Origin of the sequence: Thermogemmatispora sp., assembly GCF_042408735.1 — a bacterium.
Classification (GTDB): domain Bacteria; phylum Chloroflexota; class Ktedonobacteria; order Ktedonobacterales; family Ktedonobacteraceae; genus Thermogemmatispora.
Genome location: NZ_JBHOQV010000068.1, coordinates 1 through 17,458 on the forward strand (window position 1 = coordinate 1; position 17,458 = coordinate 17,458).

Consider the following 17,458-nt stretch of genomic DNA (forward strand, 5'->3'; position numbering starts at 1 on the left):
AGGGAGCGAGCCAGGTGTTCATCCCCCGTGAAGATTTCTAAGGTTTCTCTTCCATCTTTTTGAGAAGGGCCAAGCCTGGGGTATCCCTTTTACGCTTTGCGCTCCGGTTCATCGTATCACTCCGTTTCCTGATTCGGAGCAGGAAGCCCTTCCTGCTCATAGACAATGGCTGCGAAGGTATGAAGAGTGGAACGGCAACCTGCGAGAGTCTCCCTCGCCTTCCGGTTCGCCGTTCCCTCAAAGATCACGCTTCTGGATTTTGAGGAGCCATCGGATTAATTTCAGCAGGTCCTGTTTGCTTCCTCCAGCTTACACAGATAGATTTGCTTACTAATATCTTTTTTTATATTGTATAGAATATTCCGCCTCTTGTCTCACAGGCTTTGTCTCCTCCAGGCATCCGCTAGCGGTTGAAAGAGGCTCACCCTGTTTGCCTGTCCTGGATGAGGAGCACTCGTCAGCTTTTGGGGCATCGGATGAGGCAAAATGAACCCAGGGATGATTGTTTCCCGACCACTGCAGATGCTATATGCCTGGCAGAGGGAGCAAATAGCCTTTCCCCCTACACCTTTCTCACTCTTCGATGCAAGGAGGTGCATGTCCACTATGAAGATCGAGGTCAGCGGGTTCAGCGAGCATCTCACGATGAATCGCGAGGACTATTTGCATCCGCATGAGTTGGCAGAGTTTACAGTAGCGCCGGGGGTCTGCACTTCGAACGGCCACGGTACCAGCACATCGACGATTTGCTGCTGCGCAGCGGCTCCGGCAGTGCTGGCCACTGACAAGAGCGCCAGCTAGTCTATCCGCCAGGCTACTGTCCTGTTGGTCTGGCCAGAGACCTCCCTCCGATCGGAAGGAGGTCTCTGGGACAACAGAACGCGGAGGAAGAGCCTGAGCAGGAGGGCATGTCTCTGGCCTCCCGCGAGAGATCTCTAGCGAATCGTCGCAGAGCACGGCCCGCGAATCACTAGCTTAGGAATAAGCAACCCCCAAGGAGTGTATGGCGGTGTTTTATAGACCAACTGCTGAGGAGCAAAGAAGATGAGCATCGACAGCAAAGCTCCGGCCTGGGCGGACCCCACGAGCCGAGATCCTGATCAGGAGATAGCCGTCATCCACAAAGAGAATACCTTATCCCTGCCCTTTATGGTGAATTCCACAGTGAGGGTTGATCGCTGCGCGGACGCAACGGGATTTCGCACTCCCTCACTGCGCCACCGAAGTCTGAGTGTCTCGCATGATCAGCGAGTCACTGAGACCTTTCTGCTGAATACCCGTTTGTGCCGTCACGACTATGAGTCTGAAGTGGGGGTCCAGCTTTACTATACCGATACTGTGACCTATATGCTTGCCAACAATGGTATCGAAACCGTCGATACCACGATTACTATTCCTTTACCTTCACCTGCTCGTCTGGGCCTCAGCCTGGGTGACTGTCTGCTGCGTAGGCGCAGCAAGCGCCTCTTTATCGATATCCAACACGGGACCTGGCCTTCACCCTGGCAGTTGCAGGCGCCGGCCTGACCGCCCCCGGCATCGCCTGGGCAGTCTCCTGGGCGAACGGCCAGAACCTGCTTGGTCTCTTCACCGAGCATTTGCTGCTGCTGCAGCTGCCGGTCAGTGTTCTGCTTGGCTTGGGAGGGGCGTCGGTCTCGATGCTGCTTAGCTCGCTGGCCCTGGCCCTTTTCCGTCCGTGGCGCGAACGGCAGATAGGGCCAGACATTGTCAATGAGCTGCGCACCATCGGGCGAGCTGGCTGGGTACGAGCCTATCGCCAGACGCTTCAGATTTGGCCAGCTCCTGTCGGATGGGCAATTATTGCCCTGGCGCTGTTGGGCGAAGAACTCCTCTTTCGCGGCCTGGCAGTTCGTCTGCTGGCCCCCGAGAGCTTTCCTTTAGCGCTCGTAACCTCCACCCTGTTCTTTGTAGCTGTGCAGGCGCAAGGCATGCCTTCATGGTTTAGCGCGCTGCCGGCCATGTGCGGCGCGCTCGTGATCGGCCCGATCAACGCCTGGTTGTTTGTGACTGTGTCAAACATTCTTCCTCTGGTGATCGCTCGTCTCACCTTTCTTATAGTAATGATACTATGATCCCTTCGCTATGCTGCTGAGAGCCAGCCTCGGTAGCGGGGGGAAAGAAAAAGGAGTGGCATTATGGCTGAGGCCCTTGAAAGGCAAGGCATGCCCATGAAAGTAAGAGCAGAAGCGGCTGTTATCCAGTCTCAGCGGCCAGTGATTTTCCTGGATCAGGTCACGAAGCACTACGGAGCTGTCCAGGCGCTGCGGGGGGTGAGTCTGCGTATTGAGGCTGGAGAATCGGTGGCGCTGCTTGGCCCAAACGGAGCTGGCAAGACAACGACGATCTTCCTGATGCTCGGCCTGCTGCGACCATCAGCGGGGCGTGTGCTGCTTAACGGAGGCGACCCGACGATCCCCGCGGTCCGGCGAGCGGCGCGCCTGGGAGCGATGCTGCAGAACGCACGTGTGATCGATCTAGTGCGCGTACGCGAGTTGCTCGATGTCTTCCACAGCTACTATGACCATAGTCTGCCAACAGATGAGCTGCTTGAGATCGCGCAGCTACGCGAGAAGCAACAATGCTACACGCAGCATCTTTCGGGTGGAGAGCTGCAGCGCCTGCTCTTTGCTCTGGCCCTCGTAGGTGACCCGCGCCTTCTCTTTCTGGATGAGCCGACCGCGGGTCTGGATGTTGCCTCCCGGCGTCGCTTCTTGCAGCGCATCCGCGAGCTACATCGTGACGGACGCACTATCATCCTGACAACACATAATCTTGCCGACGTCGAAGGACTCTCCCAGCGTGTGATCGTGCTCAACGAGGGACGCGTTGTGGCAGATGGCTCCAGCGAGGAGATTCGCGCGGCGGCAAGCGGACAGCTCGTGAGCTTTCTTGCGGAGAAGGAGAACGACCAGCTTCTGGCGACAATCCCGAGCGTGCTCCGTATCGAGCGGCACGGGCCGCGAGTGGTCCTCTTCACCCGAGATAGCGATGCGCTGCTCAAAGATCTGCAGGGTCATGGGATCTCTACCCCACATCTGGAGATCCGCGGAGCCAGCCTTGAGGAGGCATTCTTAGCACTGACAAGGAGGGAGGAACAGGCATGACCCTGGTGGCTCTACGTGCCCAAAGCAAGCTAGAACTCCTGCGCTTCCTGCGCAATGGGCGCGCGCTCTTTTTTACCCTGTTAGTGCCGATCGGCTACTATCTGATTTTTTCCTATGGCTTCGGCAATACGCATGACTTGCAGCTTCACTTTGGTATTGCCATGGCCGGCTTTGGCACCATCGGTGTCTCACTTGGAACCCTGGGATCACGCCTGGCTCAGGAGCGCCAGCTTGGCTGGTTGCGTCTGCTCCAGACCACCCCGCTTACGCCTCTGACCTATTTTGCTGCCAAGGTGCTTGCCACCTTAAGCATGACCGGTATAACAATTATGTGTGTGCTGACGGTCGCCCTCCTGGAGGGATTACGGGTCGACAACTACTGGGCTCTGGTGGCCTCGGCCCTCTTTCTATGGGGCGGCTCTCTGCCTTTCATTGCGCTTGCTTTTGTCATCGGCTTCTGGACTGATGCCGAGACTGGCTATGTGGTCAGTATTGGCGTCTATCTCGTGCTGGGATACCTGGGAGGCTTGCTGCAACCACTCCAGCTCATGCCAGGCGTGTTGCAGAACATCGCTCGCTTTCTCCCTTCAGCACACTACTTTCTGCTGGCGCTGCGCCCCTTGCAGGCAGCCTCCTCTGGCTCAGCCCTCGAAGATGTACTGGTCCTGCTGATTTATACTGTGCTTTTTACCGCTCTGGCTATCTGGAGCTATCACCGCGCGGGAACGGCAGAAAGGTAGAAGGTGGGAGCTACCTCACTCTCCTGACCGCTGCAGGCAGGCTACATCGCTGATCCAGCCACGGGCCAGCGCCAGACGCAGTATCTCCTCCCTCCCAGCAACGCCGAGTTTCTGCTGGAGATTACGCATATGTGTCTTAACAGTGCTCGGACTGAGATAGAGGCGCTGCCCTATCTGACGGTAGGATAAGCCTTCAGCCAGAAGGCTGAGTAGCTCCCACTCCCGTGCTGAGAGCATGGCGCGCTGTTGCCAATGATCCTCTGCTTCTCGTAGGAGGTGCTGAAGACAGCAGGTGAACTGAGAAGGGTCAGCTATCTGGGGATCCCTGAGCGCTTCAAGTGCGCTCTCTAGCTGCGGGCGATGCTGATCCAGCCTGACCCCATAGGGAGCAAAGGCGACCTCCAGAGCCTTCAGCAACAGGGGAACCTGGACACCCGGTAGCGAATCGCGCTGAAGAGGACACCCGGCTAGCGAAGTGGCGTTCGGATCACGGTGCAGGGCCAGAGAGGAGCTGATCTGGAGAGAAGCACTCTCTGTGTTCCCAGCAGCTCCCCCTCTTTGCAATCCGCCCGGTTGGAAGGCGGGAGAGCCTGACTGGTGCAAGGAGTTGCTCTGGTTGTTCAAGATGGGAGACAGAAGGTACTGACGGCGGCTCAGCAGGAGATGCAGCGCCGCCGTCAGACTGATGAGCAATAGCCAAAGCAGCATCGAGAGCCAGTTGACTGGAGGCTGGTTGGTCGAGAGCCGGACAAGGACTATGACCACTTCGCTCCAGCTGAAGGTGAGCAGCACCATCAGAACACCTCCCATATCATACGCAGTTGCCCACCCATAGGCTGGCAGGAGAAAGGCGGCGGCGGCAAGGCTCGATGGCAAGGGAGCAAAGAGCAGATTGACGGCGACGCAGAGAGCGAGATCAATGGCTAGAGCCAGAGGCCACAGGCGGCCGGCCTGCTTTTTCCAGAAGTGAGCTACCAGGAGCGTGAGCAGGGCCCACGAGCAGAAGGTGATCCCCAGAATGAGAACCCAGGGTGCGAGGGGAGAAGAAATAACTCGCAATGAGAGCAGGGTGCCTATGCCGGCAATCGCCCGCAGGAACGTAAGAATGTAGCAGTGCCTTAGCTGCAAACATCGCTCAGGAATGCTCGTATGGTCCTGGCAGGGCATCTTTCCCTCCTGAGGTGAAGGAGTTGGAGCGTTCTCGTGTAGAGAGGGTGACCACAATGTCGCGAAAAGCAAAGCTTTATAATAACTGCTTCCACTGCCTGGGGGCCCAGTCAGATGGGTGGTGCTCGCGTGGAGAAGATCGCCGAGCCAGCTACCCTCACAGCCCAGCCCACACCCACGCGGTCAGGCCAGTCTTGCTCTGTCTGGAGAAAGAACGCCATTCTATCCTCGACCTTGTCCAGACGGACGAACTACATGTTTGCTGCCTGAATAGGATCGCTTCTTGATCCAGGTGTCTGTTCACGGATCCTTTCTGAAGAGCCTTCCTCTCCAAAGTGGTGTTCTGCTCCACTCCCATCCCGATTCCAAGCAAGCGAGGAGCTACAGATGAAGCCAGGAATAGTATAGCCAGTGGAAGGTAGTTTTTCTAGAGAAACCTTCCTTCCTGCCTTCCTTCCTTCCTTCCTGCCTTCCTTCCTTCCCACGGTCGGGAGCCGTCCAGCTCTGGCTGGAACAGCTACCGATCTGATGGTTGAGTGAGTACGCTCCCCTCTCGGATGAGGTGGCCTGGAGAGTCTGGCAAACGCTTGCGCTCCGTGTACGGCTCAGAAGATCAAGCAGGGCATACTGTTGCCAGTGTCCTGATACCCAGGTCAAAGAGAACTACTTGCCCCTATCCTGGCGCTTGCGCCTCTGATTGCTCATAGAGAAGGGTTGTTGCTCGATAGGAAGTCTGTCATCAGCAAGCATGTGAAAGGCCATGGGTGCCCTCCCTGGACTTAGAAAAGGCGTTGAATACAGGACGCAATCAGTCCGGATTGATCAGCCGAGCCGGGAGGAAGATCGCCTCAATGGTGCCCATGCGCCTCTCCGTGATGAAGCTGCGTCCAACACTGAGCAGCGCTCCATTGGCATAGATGTTCAAGGCGCTGCCAACCACAACAAAGGTTAGATAATCGCTGCTGCCGGTATAGCTTTTAAATGAACTCAATGTCTGTCCATGAAAAAGCCCGTCGTAGAGCAGGGTGGCAATCGCCACCGTGAAAATGGCATTTAAGAGGCGCACTCCGAAGACGCTCCAGGCATAGACACGCAGTGTCTCCAGCAGGGAGCGCCTCGTGGTGGCGAGGACGCTCTGTATAAATCCTGTCACCAAGCCGACCTCTTGCCTGTGGTTCGCTGTCTCCATCTGCTGTTTACTCCTCTGGGCAATAGCGTCCCGCGATCTGCTTTTGCGCTTGTAATGCAACCTGCCGCCCGAAACGGAGGCACTTTTGCGCGTAGGCCAGGACCTCCTGCTCATTAGCAGCGCCCTGCGTTTCGAGGGTCCAGTAGCGCCGGGTCAGTTCCTCATTGCCGAGCTTTGCCAGTTTTTGGAAGCGCCTTTGCTCTTTGCTCTTGATCTCTCCATACGCGGCGAGCAAGCCACCGACGGCCTGCTGCATGGCAAGGCGGGCTGTCAGCAGCGCTGTGCCATGTTGCTGAGAGATGAACGCGCCGGAGGCGGCCTGAGCTGAGCAGGAATAGGCGAGCAGGCTGCGCCGATGCAACAGAAAGCTGAGTCGTTCAAAGGAAAATTCGTGCTGAAGCTGGTAAAAATGCTCCTCGTGGAGGATGGGGGTATCAACCCGCAGCCGCTGGGTCGAGCTATATCCGCCCCGACCAGGCGCAGTACCCCGTAGGAATTGGGATCGTCAAAGTCAGCCTGGTTACTGCGCTGCGCGACGGAGCGCACGCCTGGGAGCGTCCAACTCTCGATAGCGAGCTTCCAGCGCTCGGTGAGTCAATGGAGACTATGTTGGTCTTGTGCCCCGGAAAGACCTCCACTAGCGAGGGGAATTCGTCCGGGTAGATCACCAAGGCATCCAGGTCTGATTCGGCGTTGCCATGGCCCTCAATGGCCAATCCACTCACATGGACGGTATAGGAGTCAACTGTTAGCGCCAGCAGACACAGCAGGGCCTTCGGGTCGACCTCCAGCGCTTGTTGACGCTGCTGTATGGTCTCTCTCATCTAGAAGTTCCTTCTTGTGGCTTTCTTTCACGTTGCTACGGAACGGTTCGACGACGCGCGGTCCATTGTAGGAGGCGTGACCAGGCATGCACCCGGCGAGCGAGTGCAAGAAGAGACTCACAATCCCCTGCCCCAGGCTTAAGGTGCCCTGCAAGAGCAGGTCTTTCTTGTCAAAAAAGCGCAGTGACTCCTCGTGCAAGAGATCTTCATAGACAAAAAGCAAGGCCGAGAGCACAATCGTCAGCGAACCGAGATGGGTAGCGAGCGCGAGCAGGAGCGCGCCGCGATAAAAGCGCAGGCGCCCTGCAGCGGGTTCGCGACTTCGGCGATGCCTTCTTCCCGCCCGAGCGGAGGAAGCAACTACACAGATTCTGGGTCGAGCGAAAAGCTCGTTTCGCGGTAGAGAAGGGCGAGCAAGACCAACGCCCAGGCGATCCCGACCAGGGTGTCCCACCTCCAGAGGTTGAAAGTGGGCAAGCCGGGCCAGGGCCAGGGCGACAGATAGGCCAGCATCTGAATGCCGCGACGGAGCATGAGCGCCCCCAAAAAGCCGCGAATTTCGGCAGGCGAATCCGCGGTTGCCCCAGAAAGAGGCCTTTGGTCAGACGAATCAGGAAGAGCTTACCTCTGGCGCAGGAAGAGAAAGAGAGCGGCAGTCAAGCCCACCGCGGTTAACGATAGCCATGAAAGCACGCGCAGCCGCTTCATTTCTGCAGAGATACTTTTGTCGATATTACAGATAAATCATTTATGATCTCTTTTTAATTGATAAAAGTCAATACTATATTCCTTGGTTATGCGAATGGTTGCCTGATCTACTGTACGATCTACATCATAAAGTTCCACATGAAAAATCTTACCTGATCTCCTGCGTAAGCTATATTCTGTCGGACAAGGAGATTTCTTCCGCCAAGGATGTTAGCTCGGACATTGAAGCGCTGCTCGGATCTATACGACACTGTGCCTGATGTTCTATGCAAAAAGAGAGAGGATTGCGATGTGACGGGGCTGTTGCTTCCTCATGATAAAGAAGTCCCGTCCAACAGTAAGACCATTCCTTCCTGATCAGAATGGTCTTACGCCTGGTCCTTTAAGGAATCATCGTTTATGATTAGGATTCTAGGAGAGCCACACGAACGCTCACCTTACCAATGCTGGCTTTGCGGTCCTGCTCCACTTTGTCGACTCTTCCTTCCTTAGAATTAGTCCGACCAAGAGAGCAGACATAATGATGATACACTTGAAAGACTTGCTTTGTCAATCCTTGCATCCTCAGCAGGTGGTTTCAGGAAACTGGCGTCGATGTGCTCACCTGCTACCTGCCCACCGGCTCAAAGGCCGCTGCGCGTGTATGCGGAAGCGGCGGTGGAGGCGGGTGTCGCCTTTGTCAGGGCCACGTCTGGACCGATCGATCGCCCGCGACCCAGCCTTCCAGGCTCGGTTCCTCGAAGCAGGTGTCGCGCTGCCAGACGACGACGTTAGAAGTCATCTCGGTGCGACAGTGCCGGATACCGCGCTGATCGAACTCTTTCGATCACAAGAGATCAAGATCGAAGGCATGTATCAACTCAACGTCCGGGGCAACGCCGATTTTCTCAGTTGACCTGATCAAGTCGTTCAGCCAGCCAACAACGCTCCAAACGCAACCCCTGGCAGTGGCGGGCGCTGATGCGAGTACCATCTCTGCTGGCCCCACTGGCCATGTCGCCTATCTGGGCGATACCAGGATCTGTTTGCTACGGCTGGAAGGCATCTCGTTCTCCATTCTCCAATCTCTCTTGCGCTGGGCCTCCAGGTGGCGGAGGGCCAACTCAGCCGGGGCCGATGGTGGATGCCCTGCGATGCGCGAAGGTCGTCTGAGGCGAGCGCCTGGCCGGCGTCATTGATGACCCCTGCCCCTTTCTCTTAATGTAAGGGTCCGCGCCGACGTGCCAGCGAATGTCAAGCCCTGGCCCTCTTAGGGCAGTTCTTTGAACGCTATCGTCTGCCTGCCCATGTAGCTCATCTGGGAGAGATCAGAGGAAACGATAGCTGCTCTGAGGCGCTCCTGCAGCTGATCATGCAGCGCGTGGATACTTTCGTCTTGTGACCTTCGGGCCTTTCTCGGGCATGGATGCGTCCGCATCGAGCGCTTCGCGCCAGCCTGGAGGGAGCACGTGAAAGGAAAACCATCTCATGGAGCAACTCGCACTCTTGGGCGGTTCTCCTGCGCCCAAGGAGGCGGTCGTGCCCGTCTGGCCGATCATAAGCGAGCGCGACATCGACGCTCGTCAGCTTGCTGCGTCGTGACAAAATCTCCTATAATATAGTCGACGTGAGGGCCAGGTGGCGCTGCTCGAAGGCAAATTCCAGCCCTATTCCGGCTGCCTCCATACCCTCTCGACCAGTTCAAGGACGACGGGCCCCCCATTCGGGCTGCTTTTGCATCGGCCTGGCAGCGGGCAACGAGGTGCTGGCGCCGACCTCTGCCTTTTTATCGACCGTGATACCGATCTTTACCTGTAAGGCAATCCCCGTGCTCGTCAATGCTGATTCTGAGACTGGTCTGCTCGACCCTGCTGACCTGGAGCGGCACATCATCCCGCACACAAAGGCAATCGTGGTGGCACATTTATTCGGCTTTCCTGTGCCGATGCGACCTGTAAAGGCCAACGCGCAGCGCTACGGACTCAAGATTGTCGAGGAGTGCACTCAGGCAATGGGCGTGCAATGCCATGGTCAGAAGCCAGGCGCCTTTGGGAATGTGGCTATTGTCAGCTTCCAGGAGAAGAAGATGGTCCTCGCGAGTGAAGAGGGCATGCTGCTCCCCAACGATCCCGAGATCTAGGAGCGGGCGACCTTGCACGGTCATTTCGCCGCGCGTTCCTTCGAGGGAATCTGGGGCGAGCCGTATCGGCCCTCTGTTGCCACCGGTCTCGGCTTAAATGTATCGCATCCACCCCCTGGGGGCGGCCCTGGCTCAGGCACAGTTTGAGCGCCTGGAGGAGTATATCGCAGTGCCCAATGAGAACTACGCCTATCCCCCGCCGCTCTTGCACGAGTGCGCGGGCCAGGCACATTGACGCACGCAACCTACTACAGTTACCGCCCACTCTCTTGTCCTGAAGAACTTGATGGCTTACCAGTAGAGGTCTATTTGCAAGCCCTCGGGAGTGAAGGGGTGTTCGTTGAGAAGCCGAAGGCGCCTCCCTTACACTACGAAAGCGTCTTTGGCCTATGCAACGTTCCCTGGAAAACCTATGGTCTTGCCGAACAGCTTGCCACGCGCCGCCTCTAGGCCCCCGGGGATTATTCCGGGTGATGAGCGCTATCATCGCCTGGTGCTGCGCCGGCCGACCTATACGCAGCCAGTGACCAGGCTCTTCGATCAGTTCGCACACGCCTTGGGCCAGGCTAGTGCCTAGATTGGATTGCTCACGATTAGGCGCGTCACCAGCAGTTTCTCCAGGAAGCGGAGCCGCGCTCCCAGGAGAGAGGGTCTAAAGAAAGGTGAAGCATCAAATGAAAACACGTCAATCAGCTCGTTTGATCGTCGTCAATGAGCAGCAACAGATTTTCTTGTTCAAGTACGAGGACGCGGTTCCGCTCGACCCGGCAAAGCCGGATCTGCGCGTCTACTGGGCAACGCCCGGTGGTGGAGTCAAAGAAGGAGAGACCTTTGAGCAGGCGGCGCTGCGCGAACTCTGGGAGGAAACAGCCATCTCAGAGGTAGACCTTGGTCCCTGCGTTTGGCTGAGAGAGCGCGAATTCGTCCTGCGTGGCGAAAGGACGCTGACGCACGAACGCTATTTCCTCGCCCGCGTGCGCACGAACACGATCAGTTTGCACCGTCAGGAGCGCTCGGAGATGGTCGCCTATCGTGGCCATCGCTGGTGGTCCCTCGAAGAGCTGCGTGCCTCCCAGGAAATCTTCGTGCCCGAGGGGTTCGTCAGCCTGGTAGCAGCCCTGCTCAGCGGCGCCATTCCAGAGCGGCCCCTCCTGATCGAAGGATAGCTCGAGCAAGGAGCCAGAAATGAGCAAATTTCATGGAGCAGTTGCCATTGTTAGTGGGAGAGCCAAAGGCGTTGGTAAAGCAACCTATCAGGCATTCGTCCAGCAAGGTGCGCGTGTCGTGATCGCCGACAATGATGAACTCGCCGGCAAGCAAACAGAAGCAGCCCTCAATCAGAGCGAGGAGGTCGCGCTCTATGCCTGGGTAGACATCGCCCTAGAGGAAGGAGTCGAAGCGATGGTGCGGCGCGCGGCCCTCCACTGTGGTCGCGTTGATGTCCTGGTTAATTGGGCTGCTGTCTTCATCATGCGCGGCATCGAGGCCACCGTCGAGGAGTGGCAACGCATCATGGATGTCAACGTCATGGGCCAGGCCCTCTGCGTGAAGCACGTCGTCCCTGAAATGATCAAGGTCGGCAAAGGCGCAGTTGTCAGCATTACCTCGATCTCGTCCTCTATCGCGCAGCCGCACTGTGTCTCCTATAGCGCAACTAAAGAAGTGATAATGAATATGAATATATTTATACCCCTTTGCCTGGCTGAGAAGATATTCGCGTTAATGCGGTCTCTCCTGGTACCGTCTGGACCGAAGGCAACGCGCGTTCGATCATGAGAAAATGGGGCTTGACACGGGTGGAGGCCGATCGGCAGCCAGAGATAGGAGACATCCACATCCTCAAGCGCACCGCGAACCCGGAAGAGATGGCCTCTGTCATCACCTTCCTGGCCTCCGACGGGGCTGGCTTTATCACCGCCGAAAATGTGATGGTCGAAGGCGGTTATACCGCTTATCTAGCCTGTTGCCATTGGTGGAAGAGCCGGAGGATCCACAGGCCCCCGCGCTGCGCTCACCCGCTCGTTCCTTCCAGGAGCGCTCCACATGGAGCCGGAAACGGTTCCTTTCGGCTGGAAGATCGTCTATACTCTGAGGAAAAAGATGAGGGCAGCGCGAGTCATGAATCGCACGGATCGACTGCTAGCCATTGTCCTGGAGCTGCAGGCCAGAGGAAAGCTGCGCGCTGAGGACCTGGCCGCCCGATTCGAGACGAGCAAACGGACCATCTATCGGGATATGCTGGCCCTGGGCGAGGCCGGCGTGCCTTTGGTCTCTATCCCCGGCCAGGGCTACATGCTCATGGAGGGCTATTTCCTGCCACCGCTGAGCTTCTCCAGCGAGGAGGCAACCATGCTGCTGCTGGGCAGCAGCGTCATGGCCCAGAGCTTCGATGCGCAGTACCGCCAGGCCGCGCAGTCGGCCCGCCGGAAAATCGAGGCCGTGCTGCCTGAGCGACTGCGCTCAGAGGTGCAGCGTCTGCAAAATGCCTTCCACTTTATCACGGCGGGACCGGCGGAGGAGAGCCCCGAGGCCAGAAAGCTGCAACAACTACGGCGGGCGATCATCGAACACCACACTGTTCGCTTCGTCTACCACGCACGCCATAGCGACGAGCAGCAGCCACAGATGCGCGAGGCTGATCCCTTGAGCCTCGCTTATGTCAACCAGAACTGGCACCTCTCAGCGTACTGCCATCTGCGCCAGGCTGTGCGCACCTTTCGCCTGGAGCGCATGGAGGCACTGGAGGTGCTGCCGCAAACCTTTACCCAGCCTGCTGAGTCCTCGCCAGCATGGTGCCGCTGCGGCCCGGTCGGCACCACCACGGTCCGCGTGCTTTTCGCCAGCGAGGTGGCGCGCTGGGTCCGCGAAGCTCGATCTTACTACCTGGTGAGCGAAGAAGAGAGGCCGGACGGCCTGCTGGTCACACTGCAGGTGAGGCAGGAGAGCGAGATTCTCCAGTGGCTGCTGAGCTGGGGCAGACATGTGCGCGTGCTCGAGCCGGAGTCGCTACGTACCTTGCTGGCCAGGGAGGCACGGGCCATGCTCGCTCATTGTGAGCAGCTCGCCTGATTCGCAACGCTACTGACATACTGTTGTCACAGGCATGGATTATACTTTGACCATCAAGGAGAACGATTTTTCTGGCAACAGGAGTAGCATCCCGGATAACCAGAGAAAAGGAGTATATCCATGTCGAGACAACCAACGCTGGACTTCGTCGTGATCCACGTCGCCGATCTCGAAGCCTCATTTCGCTACTATACCGAGAAACTCGGCTTTACGACCGAGCCCTCGGAGAACAGCCCCGGATTCCGCTACCTCAAGGGCGCGCCAGGAGGGATCGACTTCGGACTCATGCAGGCCAGCGGGGGGCGCCAGCCGGGTACGATCGTGCTCTACCTCAGGACCGGCGATCTGGAGGGTCTGCACCAGGAACTGCTCGACAAGCAGGTGGAGGTTTCGGCCATCATGCACCCACCATTCGGCGATACCTTCACCCTGTCCGCCCCCAATGGCGAGCTGCTGGCAGCCTGGCAGCCGAGAAGCTGAGAAGAGCGCCTCGAAAGCCAGAGGCGCCCAGGAGAGATGTTCGCGGCGGATCCCCCGGGTTCATCCCCATCCAGGGGCTCCGCTTGCCGCTCATCGCCTGGCCCATCATGCTGCCTGCATGAAGAACAAACCTTGTTCATTCTTTGAGAGAAGGAAGGCCCCACGGTTCACACCAGGATCCCTGGAAGCTGAGCAGCCGAATCAGGAGATACCGCGACCAACCCAGCGAGGATCCAGTGGAAGTGAGCCATATCCACCCCAGGCTGCTCGACAGGCCCCTCCAGGCTGCGCGATGCGATCAGCAGATCCTGATGGAGCAGCCCGTTGAGGCGTCCCTCCGGCGGCCAGCGGGAAGCCAGCAGGTGCGCTGCTCCACCTGCGCCGTTCCCGCCTCCCGCAGCCGGCGGTCCAGCAGGAAGAGCTGGGAGGCGTCGATGCCGCGGGCGGCGCTGAGCTGCTGCTACCAGAGGACGACTTGCTACAAGCGGGACCCCTGAGGCCAGCAGCCCAGACCCAGCTCGACCCAGCGGCCCCACCGCGTGAAGCGCGCCAGCTCCTGGAGGACGCGCGACCAGCCCTGGGTAGGAATGGCGGTCGCCAGCAGGCGCTGATGGACGTAGCCAAACGACTTGTCAGGGAAGGGCAGGCCCTCCTAGAGATTGCCCTCGACAAAGCGGTAACCGAAGTGTGGGCCGCGCGTGGGACGGACCGGCTCACAGTCGAGGCCAGTGACCTGGCAGTGAAAGAGCGATTGACCCGGGGTGAGACATCGAGCTGGCCGATTCGGTGGGGCTGACACTGCTGGTGGTGCTCGACAAGCCTGCTCCCGCCGAGCACCTCGTCTTCGTCCTGCACGACATCTGGGCCGTGCCCTTCGAGGAGATCCGCGTCTATTGCAGAGCGCTCGAAAGCTGTAGCAAGGCAACTGGCTAGTCGCGCATGTCGCCGGGTGTGGGGAGGAACAGCCATGCAGGATGTGGACCTGGCCGACCGCAAATCGAGAAGTGGTTGAAGCCTTCCCCAAAGCCGCGCGCGAAGGCTCTTTTGACACACTGCTTGTCCTACTTGCTTGATCCCGATATGCTGGCCCGGCTCGAGGCCCTAGATAGACCTACGGGCGTGCCAACAAAGATTCATGGTAGGGTGATTGTTGCAAAACAGCTTATAGAACATGCTCAGTTGTTCGGGGCCTGTCAAGCTGTGCTTGTGGACGGCTCGGTGGGAACCGTTCTAGCCCCAAGGGCGGCTGTTGGCTGTCGTCGGCCCCCTGATCAGGGGAGGCAAGGTCGCCGTGATTACCGCGATGAAGGATCCTGGGCGTCTACGCCAGGTACCTTGCAGTCCTCGACAACTGATGCATCCATCGCCCGTCAAAGGCCGCGCGCCTGTCAGGCGGTCGAGCCGGTGCCCACGCAGCTCGCGGACCACGCTGGCAAGGCTGGACCTTCTCGTTCAGACGTTCAGATAGATCGTGGGCAGGTGGGAAGAGCGTCACTTAGATGAGTGAAAGCTTCAAGGATGATAGCGAATTTTAGAAGTATAATTCTTTATTTTATCGCATTTCATTTTAACTTTAAAAAAATTATGAGATAGTATATTTTATTCAAAAGATGGTCACAGAAGGTAACAGCAATTGATAAGCTAAGTTCAAGCTGATGAAGCTCGTGAGGGACGGACGCGAGGCCTTTCCTTCCCTGTGTCAGCACGTGCTTCACGCTTTGTAGGGCCGGGCACTCGCCTGATCTAGCTCGTAAAACTCGGCACGGGCTCTGAGTATGCCCGGGAAGCTAGCCTTGTAGTCCAGGCTTCGGCTCCACCCCAGCCAACCTCAAGAGAGCCCAGCTCATGTAGTGCCCTCAACGTTCACTGCCAGTCTGATGAAAGTAGACCTGCTATGGCCTGGCTCAACAGATCGAAGATGTATTCTAGCTCATCTGACTCTGGCCGGGAGCGGGTTAGGGCTGACAATCCGTGAGCAGCAAGACATGCCAGCTCTAACCCAACATGAGCACTGATGCGTCGGGACTGCCAGCGGATCGTCTTCAACAACGCGGACCGGGCACTGCTCAGTGACTGTCCCAGCGCGCTTGGTGACGTTGCTCGTCTGTTCCCTTGCCGGTCGGTGTGGATCTGGACTACCGACTAAGATCAAGGAAGGCTTACTCCTCGCATGCCAGAATGCTCTCGATCAGCATCTGAATGCTTCCGATCAGAGTGATGGTGATCCCTGCTAAACCAACCCAGAAACCGCTGAGCACCCGGATAATGGTGAATCGCGTGGCACCAGATGGCGGGGAGCTGAGAGCCAACAGGTTACAGATCTGCGCCCAGCAAACCACCATGTGAGCCACAGCTGCCAACAAACGCGTGCGGGCTGGAGGCCGAGAAAAAACGATGATGCTGAAGACCAAAGAGAGTATGACCACGATCAGATAGGCAGACGTCCGCCAGTCCGATCCCTCGCCCCCCAGCAGTGGCGTCGGAAACAGGGGACTTATACTTATTGCGCCCTCTATGCTACCTATGCTACAGGAGGGCATCGTGATCATCACCAAGAACCAGGGAAGAAAGAAGGCGATAGACATCAAGATGCTTCCCAGAATGGCGACGCAGCTTCCAATGCGTCCGCTGATCAACCTCATCAGGCGCACCCACAGCGCTGGTGACTGGGCTGGCGAGGCGGCGGGCGGCGGAGTCCCAAGTAGTGCTCCCTCCATCTCAGGCGCCGATGTGGTGAGTCCTTCCCCGGCTTGCTCGCCTTCGCTCGCGACTGGTGCTGCCTCGGCCAGTTCGGTTACTGTCCTGCTTGCTTCGCACTTCTCTGGCCTCTGGCTACAATCTTCTGCCGCTTCCCCTCCACTGGCGCTGCTGCCTGGCAGAACAGCATTGCAGGCCGGGCAGAGGTCCAGGTTTCCTGAAATCTCCTGTCCACAGTGAAGACATTTCATCATCAGGTTCTGACCTCCTCTCTGTGCCTGGCAGGAGCGGCCAGTTGCAGATGGCGCTAGACCAGCACAGGTCCCGGCGTCAGAGGATAGGCATCGCCGGCCGCCGGTTGCTGAGGAAAGGTGCCTTTTTTCCTGCCAGGGCTTGTAGTTATCTCGCTTCCGTGACCTCCTGGCAAGCTCTTCATCTCTTGGTTACTCAGTCGAGTAGGTATTCCTCTCTCCATCTCAGAGAAACGCCAGCCAGGCCTACTTTTCGAGTCTTTGCTGCCACCTCGAGCGCCTCGCTGCTGACAATGCCCAGGCTCCCCATACTCTAGGGGTCCTCTGCCAGGAGGCTGTGACCAGCCTCCGTCAGATCGGTGGGAAACACAGCCTCCCAGGCGAAGGACTGCAGCATACTGCACCGCTAGGGCTTCTGCTGGTAGCCAATCTTGACTCTGAAGATCTCGGCACCGATGCCGAAGAAGGCGTCTACCATCAATACGAGTCATGGCCTCTTCCACCTCGTCGTTTTGATTAGGCCAGCGCCAAAGGTTATCGAGGGCCCAAACTAAACGCGGAGAGGTTGTGCGCACAGGTACGGTCGTTTTTTCAGACCACTCGCGCATCTTTGATTGCCCGAAGGTCCCACTTTCAGGATTTCCGTGATTGTGCCCGCTAGTGACAACTGAGCGCTGCCACCGTCAAGCATAAAAGCCGGTTCTACCTTCCTGACCTGGAACGTATTAAAGATCTGTGAAGAAAGCGAAAGGAGGCTCTTGACACCCCCACTGCGCATTGACAAGCAGCTACCATTTCTCTACACTCAACAGTGTTCATCGCTCACCGCGTCTCATTCCTCCCTTGGGACGCATGAAGTCACGCGAGAGGAGCAGTCATGCCCTGGTGGTTTAGAACCCGTCGACGCTCCGGCCCTGCCGCTTCCAGCCCCTCCCCGTCTCCTGCCACAGAGCAGGAAGGCGCGTCCGTCCGGGTCGGGGTCAGGGTCGGTGAGGTGGCCTTCCCTGGGCGCGCGGACGAGGACACGCGCCGCTATCTGGAGCAGCAGCCCTATCTGCTGCCCAAGGACCTCAAAGAGGTCAACCGACT

The 17,458-nt window shown here is 57.9% G+C and carries 21 protein-coding genes; 17 read left to right on the forward strand and 4 right to left on the reverse strand.

The window, feature by feature from the left end; translation table 11 throughout:
• The first annotated feature begins 597 nt into the window (after positions 1-597).
• The 5 genes from ACFMO7_RS05240 (at position 598) to ACFMO7_RS05260 (ending at position 3,865) form a co-directional block, all read left to right on the forward strand.
• Complete coding sequence (locus ACFMO7_RS05240) at positions 598-801, forward strand: hypothetical protein (RefSeq protein WP_376794460.1); 204 nt, start codon at positions 598-600, stop codon at positions 799-801.
• Positions 802-1,044: 243 nt separating this feature from the next.
• The gene (locus tag ACFMO7_RS05245; RefSeq protein WP_376794461.1) at positions 1,045-1,527 is read left to right on the forward strand and encodes a hypothetical protein; all 483 of its coding nucleotides are present in this window, start codon (positions 1,045-1,047) and stop codon (positions 1,525-1,527) included.
• Between the two features lie 131 nt (positions 1,528-1,658).
• Positions 1,659-2,093, forward strand: coding sequence for a type II CAAX prenyl endopeptidase Rce1 family protein (locus ACFMO7_RS05250; protein ID WP_376794462.1), 435 nt, complete (start codon positions 1,659-1,661; stop codon positions 2,091-2,093).
• 96 nt (positions 2,094-2,189) lie between these two features.
• Complete coding sequence (locus ACFMO7_RS05255) at positions 2,190-3,125, forward strand: ABC transporter ATP-binding protein (RefSeq protein ID WP_376794463.1); 936 nt, start codon at positions 2,190-2,192, stop codon at positions 3,123-3,125.
• Positions 3,122-3,865, forward strand: a complete 744-nt coding sequence (locus tag ACFMO7_RS05260) for an ABC transporter permease (RefSeq protein ID WP_376794464.1) — start codon at positions 3,122-3,124, stop codon at positions 3,863-3,865. Before ACFMO7_RS05255 ends, ACFMO7_RS05260 begins: the two co-directional genes overlap by 4 nt.
• 15 nt (positions 3,866-3,880) lie before the next feature.
• Here ACFMO7_RS05260 and ACFMO7_RS05265 read toward each other — a convergent pair whose 3' ends face one another.
• Positions 3,881-5,032: a response regulator transcription factor gene (locus tag ACFMO7_RS05265; protein WP_376794465.1), complete on the reverse strand. Its 1,152-nt coding sequence runs from the start codon at positions 5,030-5,032 to the stop codon at positions 3,881-3,883.
• Between the two features lie 808 nt (positions 5,033-5,840).
• Entirely contained in the window at positions 5,841-6,221 is a 381-nt protein-coding gene (locus ACFMO7_RS05270; RefSeq protein ID WP_376794466.1) for a hypothetical protein, read from the reverse strand.
• Between the two features lie 85 nt (positions 6,222-6,306).
• On the opposite strand from ACFMO7_RS05270, the gene ACFMO7_RS05275 reads away from it, so the two are divergent.
• Positions 6,307-6,549, forward strand: coding sequence for a hypothetical protein (locus ACFMO7_RS05275; protein ID WP_376794467.1), 243 nt, complete (start codon positions 6,307-6,309; stop codon positions 6,547-6,549).
• Between the two features lie 130 nt (positions 6,550-6,679).
• Here the strand turns inward: ACFMO7_RS05275 and ACFMO7_RS05280 are convergent, their stop codons facing one another.
• The gene (locus ACFMO7_RS05280; RefSeq protein ID WP_376794468.1) at positions 6,680-7,045 is read right to left on the reverse strand and encodes a hypothetical protein; all 366 of its coding nucleotides are present in this window, start codon (positions 7,043-7,045) and stop codon (positions 6,680-6,682) included.
• A 1,384-nt stretch (positions 7,046-8,429) separates the two neighbouring features.
• Here ACFMO7_RS05280 and ACFMO7_RS05285 point away from each other — a divergent pair.
• The 10 genes from ACFMO7_RS05285 to ACFMO7_RS05330 all read left to right on the forward strand — a co-directional run bounded on the left by ACFMO7_RS05285 (position 8,430) and on the right by ACFMO7_RS05330 (position 14,354).
• Positions 8,430-8,648: a hypothetical protein gene (locus ACFMO7_RS05285; RefSeq protein ID WP_376794469.1), complete on the forward strand. Its 219-nt coding sequence runs from the start codon at positions 8,430-8,432 to the stop codon at positions 8,646-8,648.
• Between the two features lie 711 nt (positions 8,649-9,359).
• Complete coding sequence (locus tag ACFMO7_RS05290; protein ID WP_376794478.1) at positions 9,360-9,872, forward strand: DegT/DnrJ/EryC1/StrS family aminotransferase; 513 nt, start codon at positions 9,360-9,362, stop codon at positions 9,870-9,872.
• A gap of 97 nt (positions 9,873-9,969) precedes the next feature.
• Positions 9,970-10,107 (forward strand): hypothetical protein, encoded by a 138-nt coding sequence (locus ACFMO7_RS05295; protein WP_376794470.1) that lies wholly within the window; start codon positions 9,970-9,972, stop codon positions 10,105-10,107.
• 177 nt (positions 10,108-10,284) lie between these two features.
• Positions 10,285-10,449, forward strand: coding sequence for a hypothetical protein (locus ACFMO7_RS05300; protein WP_376794471.1), 165 nt, complete (start codon positions 10,285-10,287; stop codon positions 10,447-10,449).
• 97 nt (positions 10,450-10,546) lie between these two features.
• Positions 10,547-11,038, forward strand: coding sequence for an NUDIX hydrolase (locus ACFMO7_RS05305; protein ID WP_376794472.1), 492 nt, complete (start codon positions 10,547-10,549; stop codon positions 11,036-11,038).
• Positions 11,039-11,057: 19 nt separating this feature from the next.
• Positions 11,058-11,648, forward strand: a complete 591-nt coding sequence (locus ACFMO7_RS05310) for an SDR family NAD(P)-dependent oxidoreductase (RefSeq protein ID WP_376794473.1) — start codon at positions 11,058-11,060, stop codon at positions 11,646-11,648.
• Positions 11,642-12,058, forward strand: a complete 417-nt coding sequence (locus ACFMO7_RS05315; protein ID WP_376794479.1) for an SDR family oxidoreductase — start codon at positions 11,642-11,644, stop codon at positions 12,056-12,058. The genes ACFMO7_RS05310 and ACFMO7_RS05315 overlap by 7 nt, the downstream gene beginning before the upstream one ends.
• Positions 11,991-12,941, forward strand: coding sequence for a helix-turn-helix transcriptional regulator (locus ACFMO7_RS05320; RefSeq protein ID WP_376794480.1), 951 nt, complete (start codon positions 11,991-11,993; stop codon positions 12,939-12,941). The genes ACFMO7_RS05315 and ACFMO7_RS05320 overlap by 68 nt, the downstream gene beginning before the upstream one ends.
• Before the next feature lie 120 nt (positions 12,942-13,061).
• Positions 13,062-13,421, forward strand: coding sequence for a VOC family protein (locus ACFMO7_RS05325; RefSeq protein ID WP_376794474.1), 360 nt, complete (start codon positions 13,062-13,064; stop codon positions 13,419-13,421).
• 786 nt (positions 13,422-14,207) lie between these two features.
• Positions 14,208-14,354, forward strand: a complete 147-nt coding sequence (locus tag ACFMO7_RS05330; protein ID WP_376794475.1) for a hypothetical protein — start codon at positions 14,208-14,210, stop codon at positions 14,352-14,354.
• 1,226 nt (positions 14,355-15,580) lie between these two features.
• Here the strand turns inward: ACFMO7_RS05330 and ACFMO7_RS05335 are convergent.
• Entirely contained in the window at positions 15,581-16,372 is a 792-nt protein-coding gene (locus ACFMO7_RS05335) for a hypothetical protein (RefSeq protein WP_376794476.1), read from the reverse strand.
• 874 nt (positions 16,373-17,246) lie between these two features.
• Here ACFMO7_RS05335 and ACFMO7_RS05340 point away from each other — a divergent pair.
• A partial coding sequence (locus ACFMO7_RS05340) for a hypothetical protein (RefSeq protein WP_376794477.1) occupies positions 17,247-17,458 on the forward strand: 212 nt, incomplete at its 3' end.

Bases quoted from the DNA above. Each gene is read 5' to 3' on its own strand.
- ACFMO7_RS05335 (WP_376794476.1), bottom strand. From the start codon at position 16,372: ATGATGAAATGTCTTCACTGTGGACAGGAGATTTCAGGAAACCTGGAC.
- ACFMO7_RS05270 (WP_376794466.1), bottom strand. From the start codon at position 6,221: ATGGAGACAGCGAACCACAGGCAAGAGGTCGGCTTGGTGACAGGATTT.
- ACFMO7_RS05240 (WP_376794460.1), top strand. From the start codon at position 598: ATGTCCACTATGAAGATCGAGGTCAGCGGGTTCAGCGAGCATCTCACG.
- ACFMO7_RS05265 (WP_376794465.1), bottom strand. From the start codon at position 5,032: ATGCCCTGCCAGGACCATACGAGCATTCCTGAGCGATGTTTGCAGCTA.
- ACFMO7_RS05300 (WP_376794471.1), top strand. From the start codon at position 10,285: ATGGTCTTGCCGAACAGCTTGCCACGCGCCGCCTCTAGGCCCCCGGGG.
- ACFMO7_RS05250 (WP_376794462.1), top strand. From the start codon at position 1,659: ATGCTGCTTAGCTCGCTGGCCCTGGCCCTTTTCCGTCCGTGGCGCGAA.
- ACFMO7_RS05310 (WP_376794473.1), top strand. From the start codon at position 11,058: ATGAGCAAATTTCATGGAGCAGTTGCCATTGTTAGTGGGAGAGCCAAA.
- ACFMO7_RS05325 (WP_376794474.1), top strand. From the start codon at position 13,062: ATGTCGAGACAACCAACGCTGGACTTCGTCGTGATCCACGTCGCCGAT.
- ACFMO7_RS05255 (WP_376794463.1), top strand. From the start codon at position 2,190: ATGAAAGTAAGAGCAGAAGCGGCTGTTATCCAGTCTCAGCGGCCAGTG.
- ACFMO7_RS05280 (WP_376794468.1), bottom strand. From the start codon at position 7,045: ATGAGAGAGACCATACAGCAGCGTCAACAAGCGCTGGAGGTCGACCCG.
- ACFMO7_RS05305 (WP_376794472.1), top strand. From the start codon at position 10,547: ATGAAAACACGTCAATCAGCTCGTTTGATCGTCGTCAATGAGCAGCAA.
- ACFMO7_RS05245 (WP_376794461.1), top strand. From the start codon at position 1,045: ATGAGCATCGACAGCAAAGCTCCGGCCTGGGCGGACCCCACGAGCCGA.
- ACFMO7_RS05295 (WP_376794470.1), top strand. From the start codon at position 9,970: ATGTATCGCATCCACCCCCTGGGGGCGGCCCTGGCTCAGGCACAGTTT.
- ACFMO7_RS05260 (WP_376794464.1), top strand. From the start codon at position 3,122: ATGACCCTGGTGGCTCTACGTGCCCAAAGCAAGCTAGAACTCCTGCGC.
- ACFMO7_RS05320 (WP_376794480.1), top strand. From the start codon at position 11,991: ATGAATCGCACGGATCGACTGCTAGCCATTGTCCTGGAGCTGCAGGCC.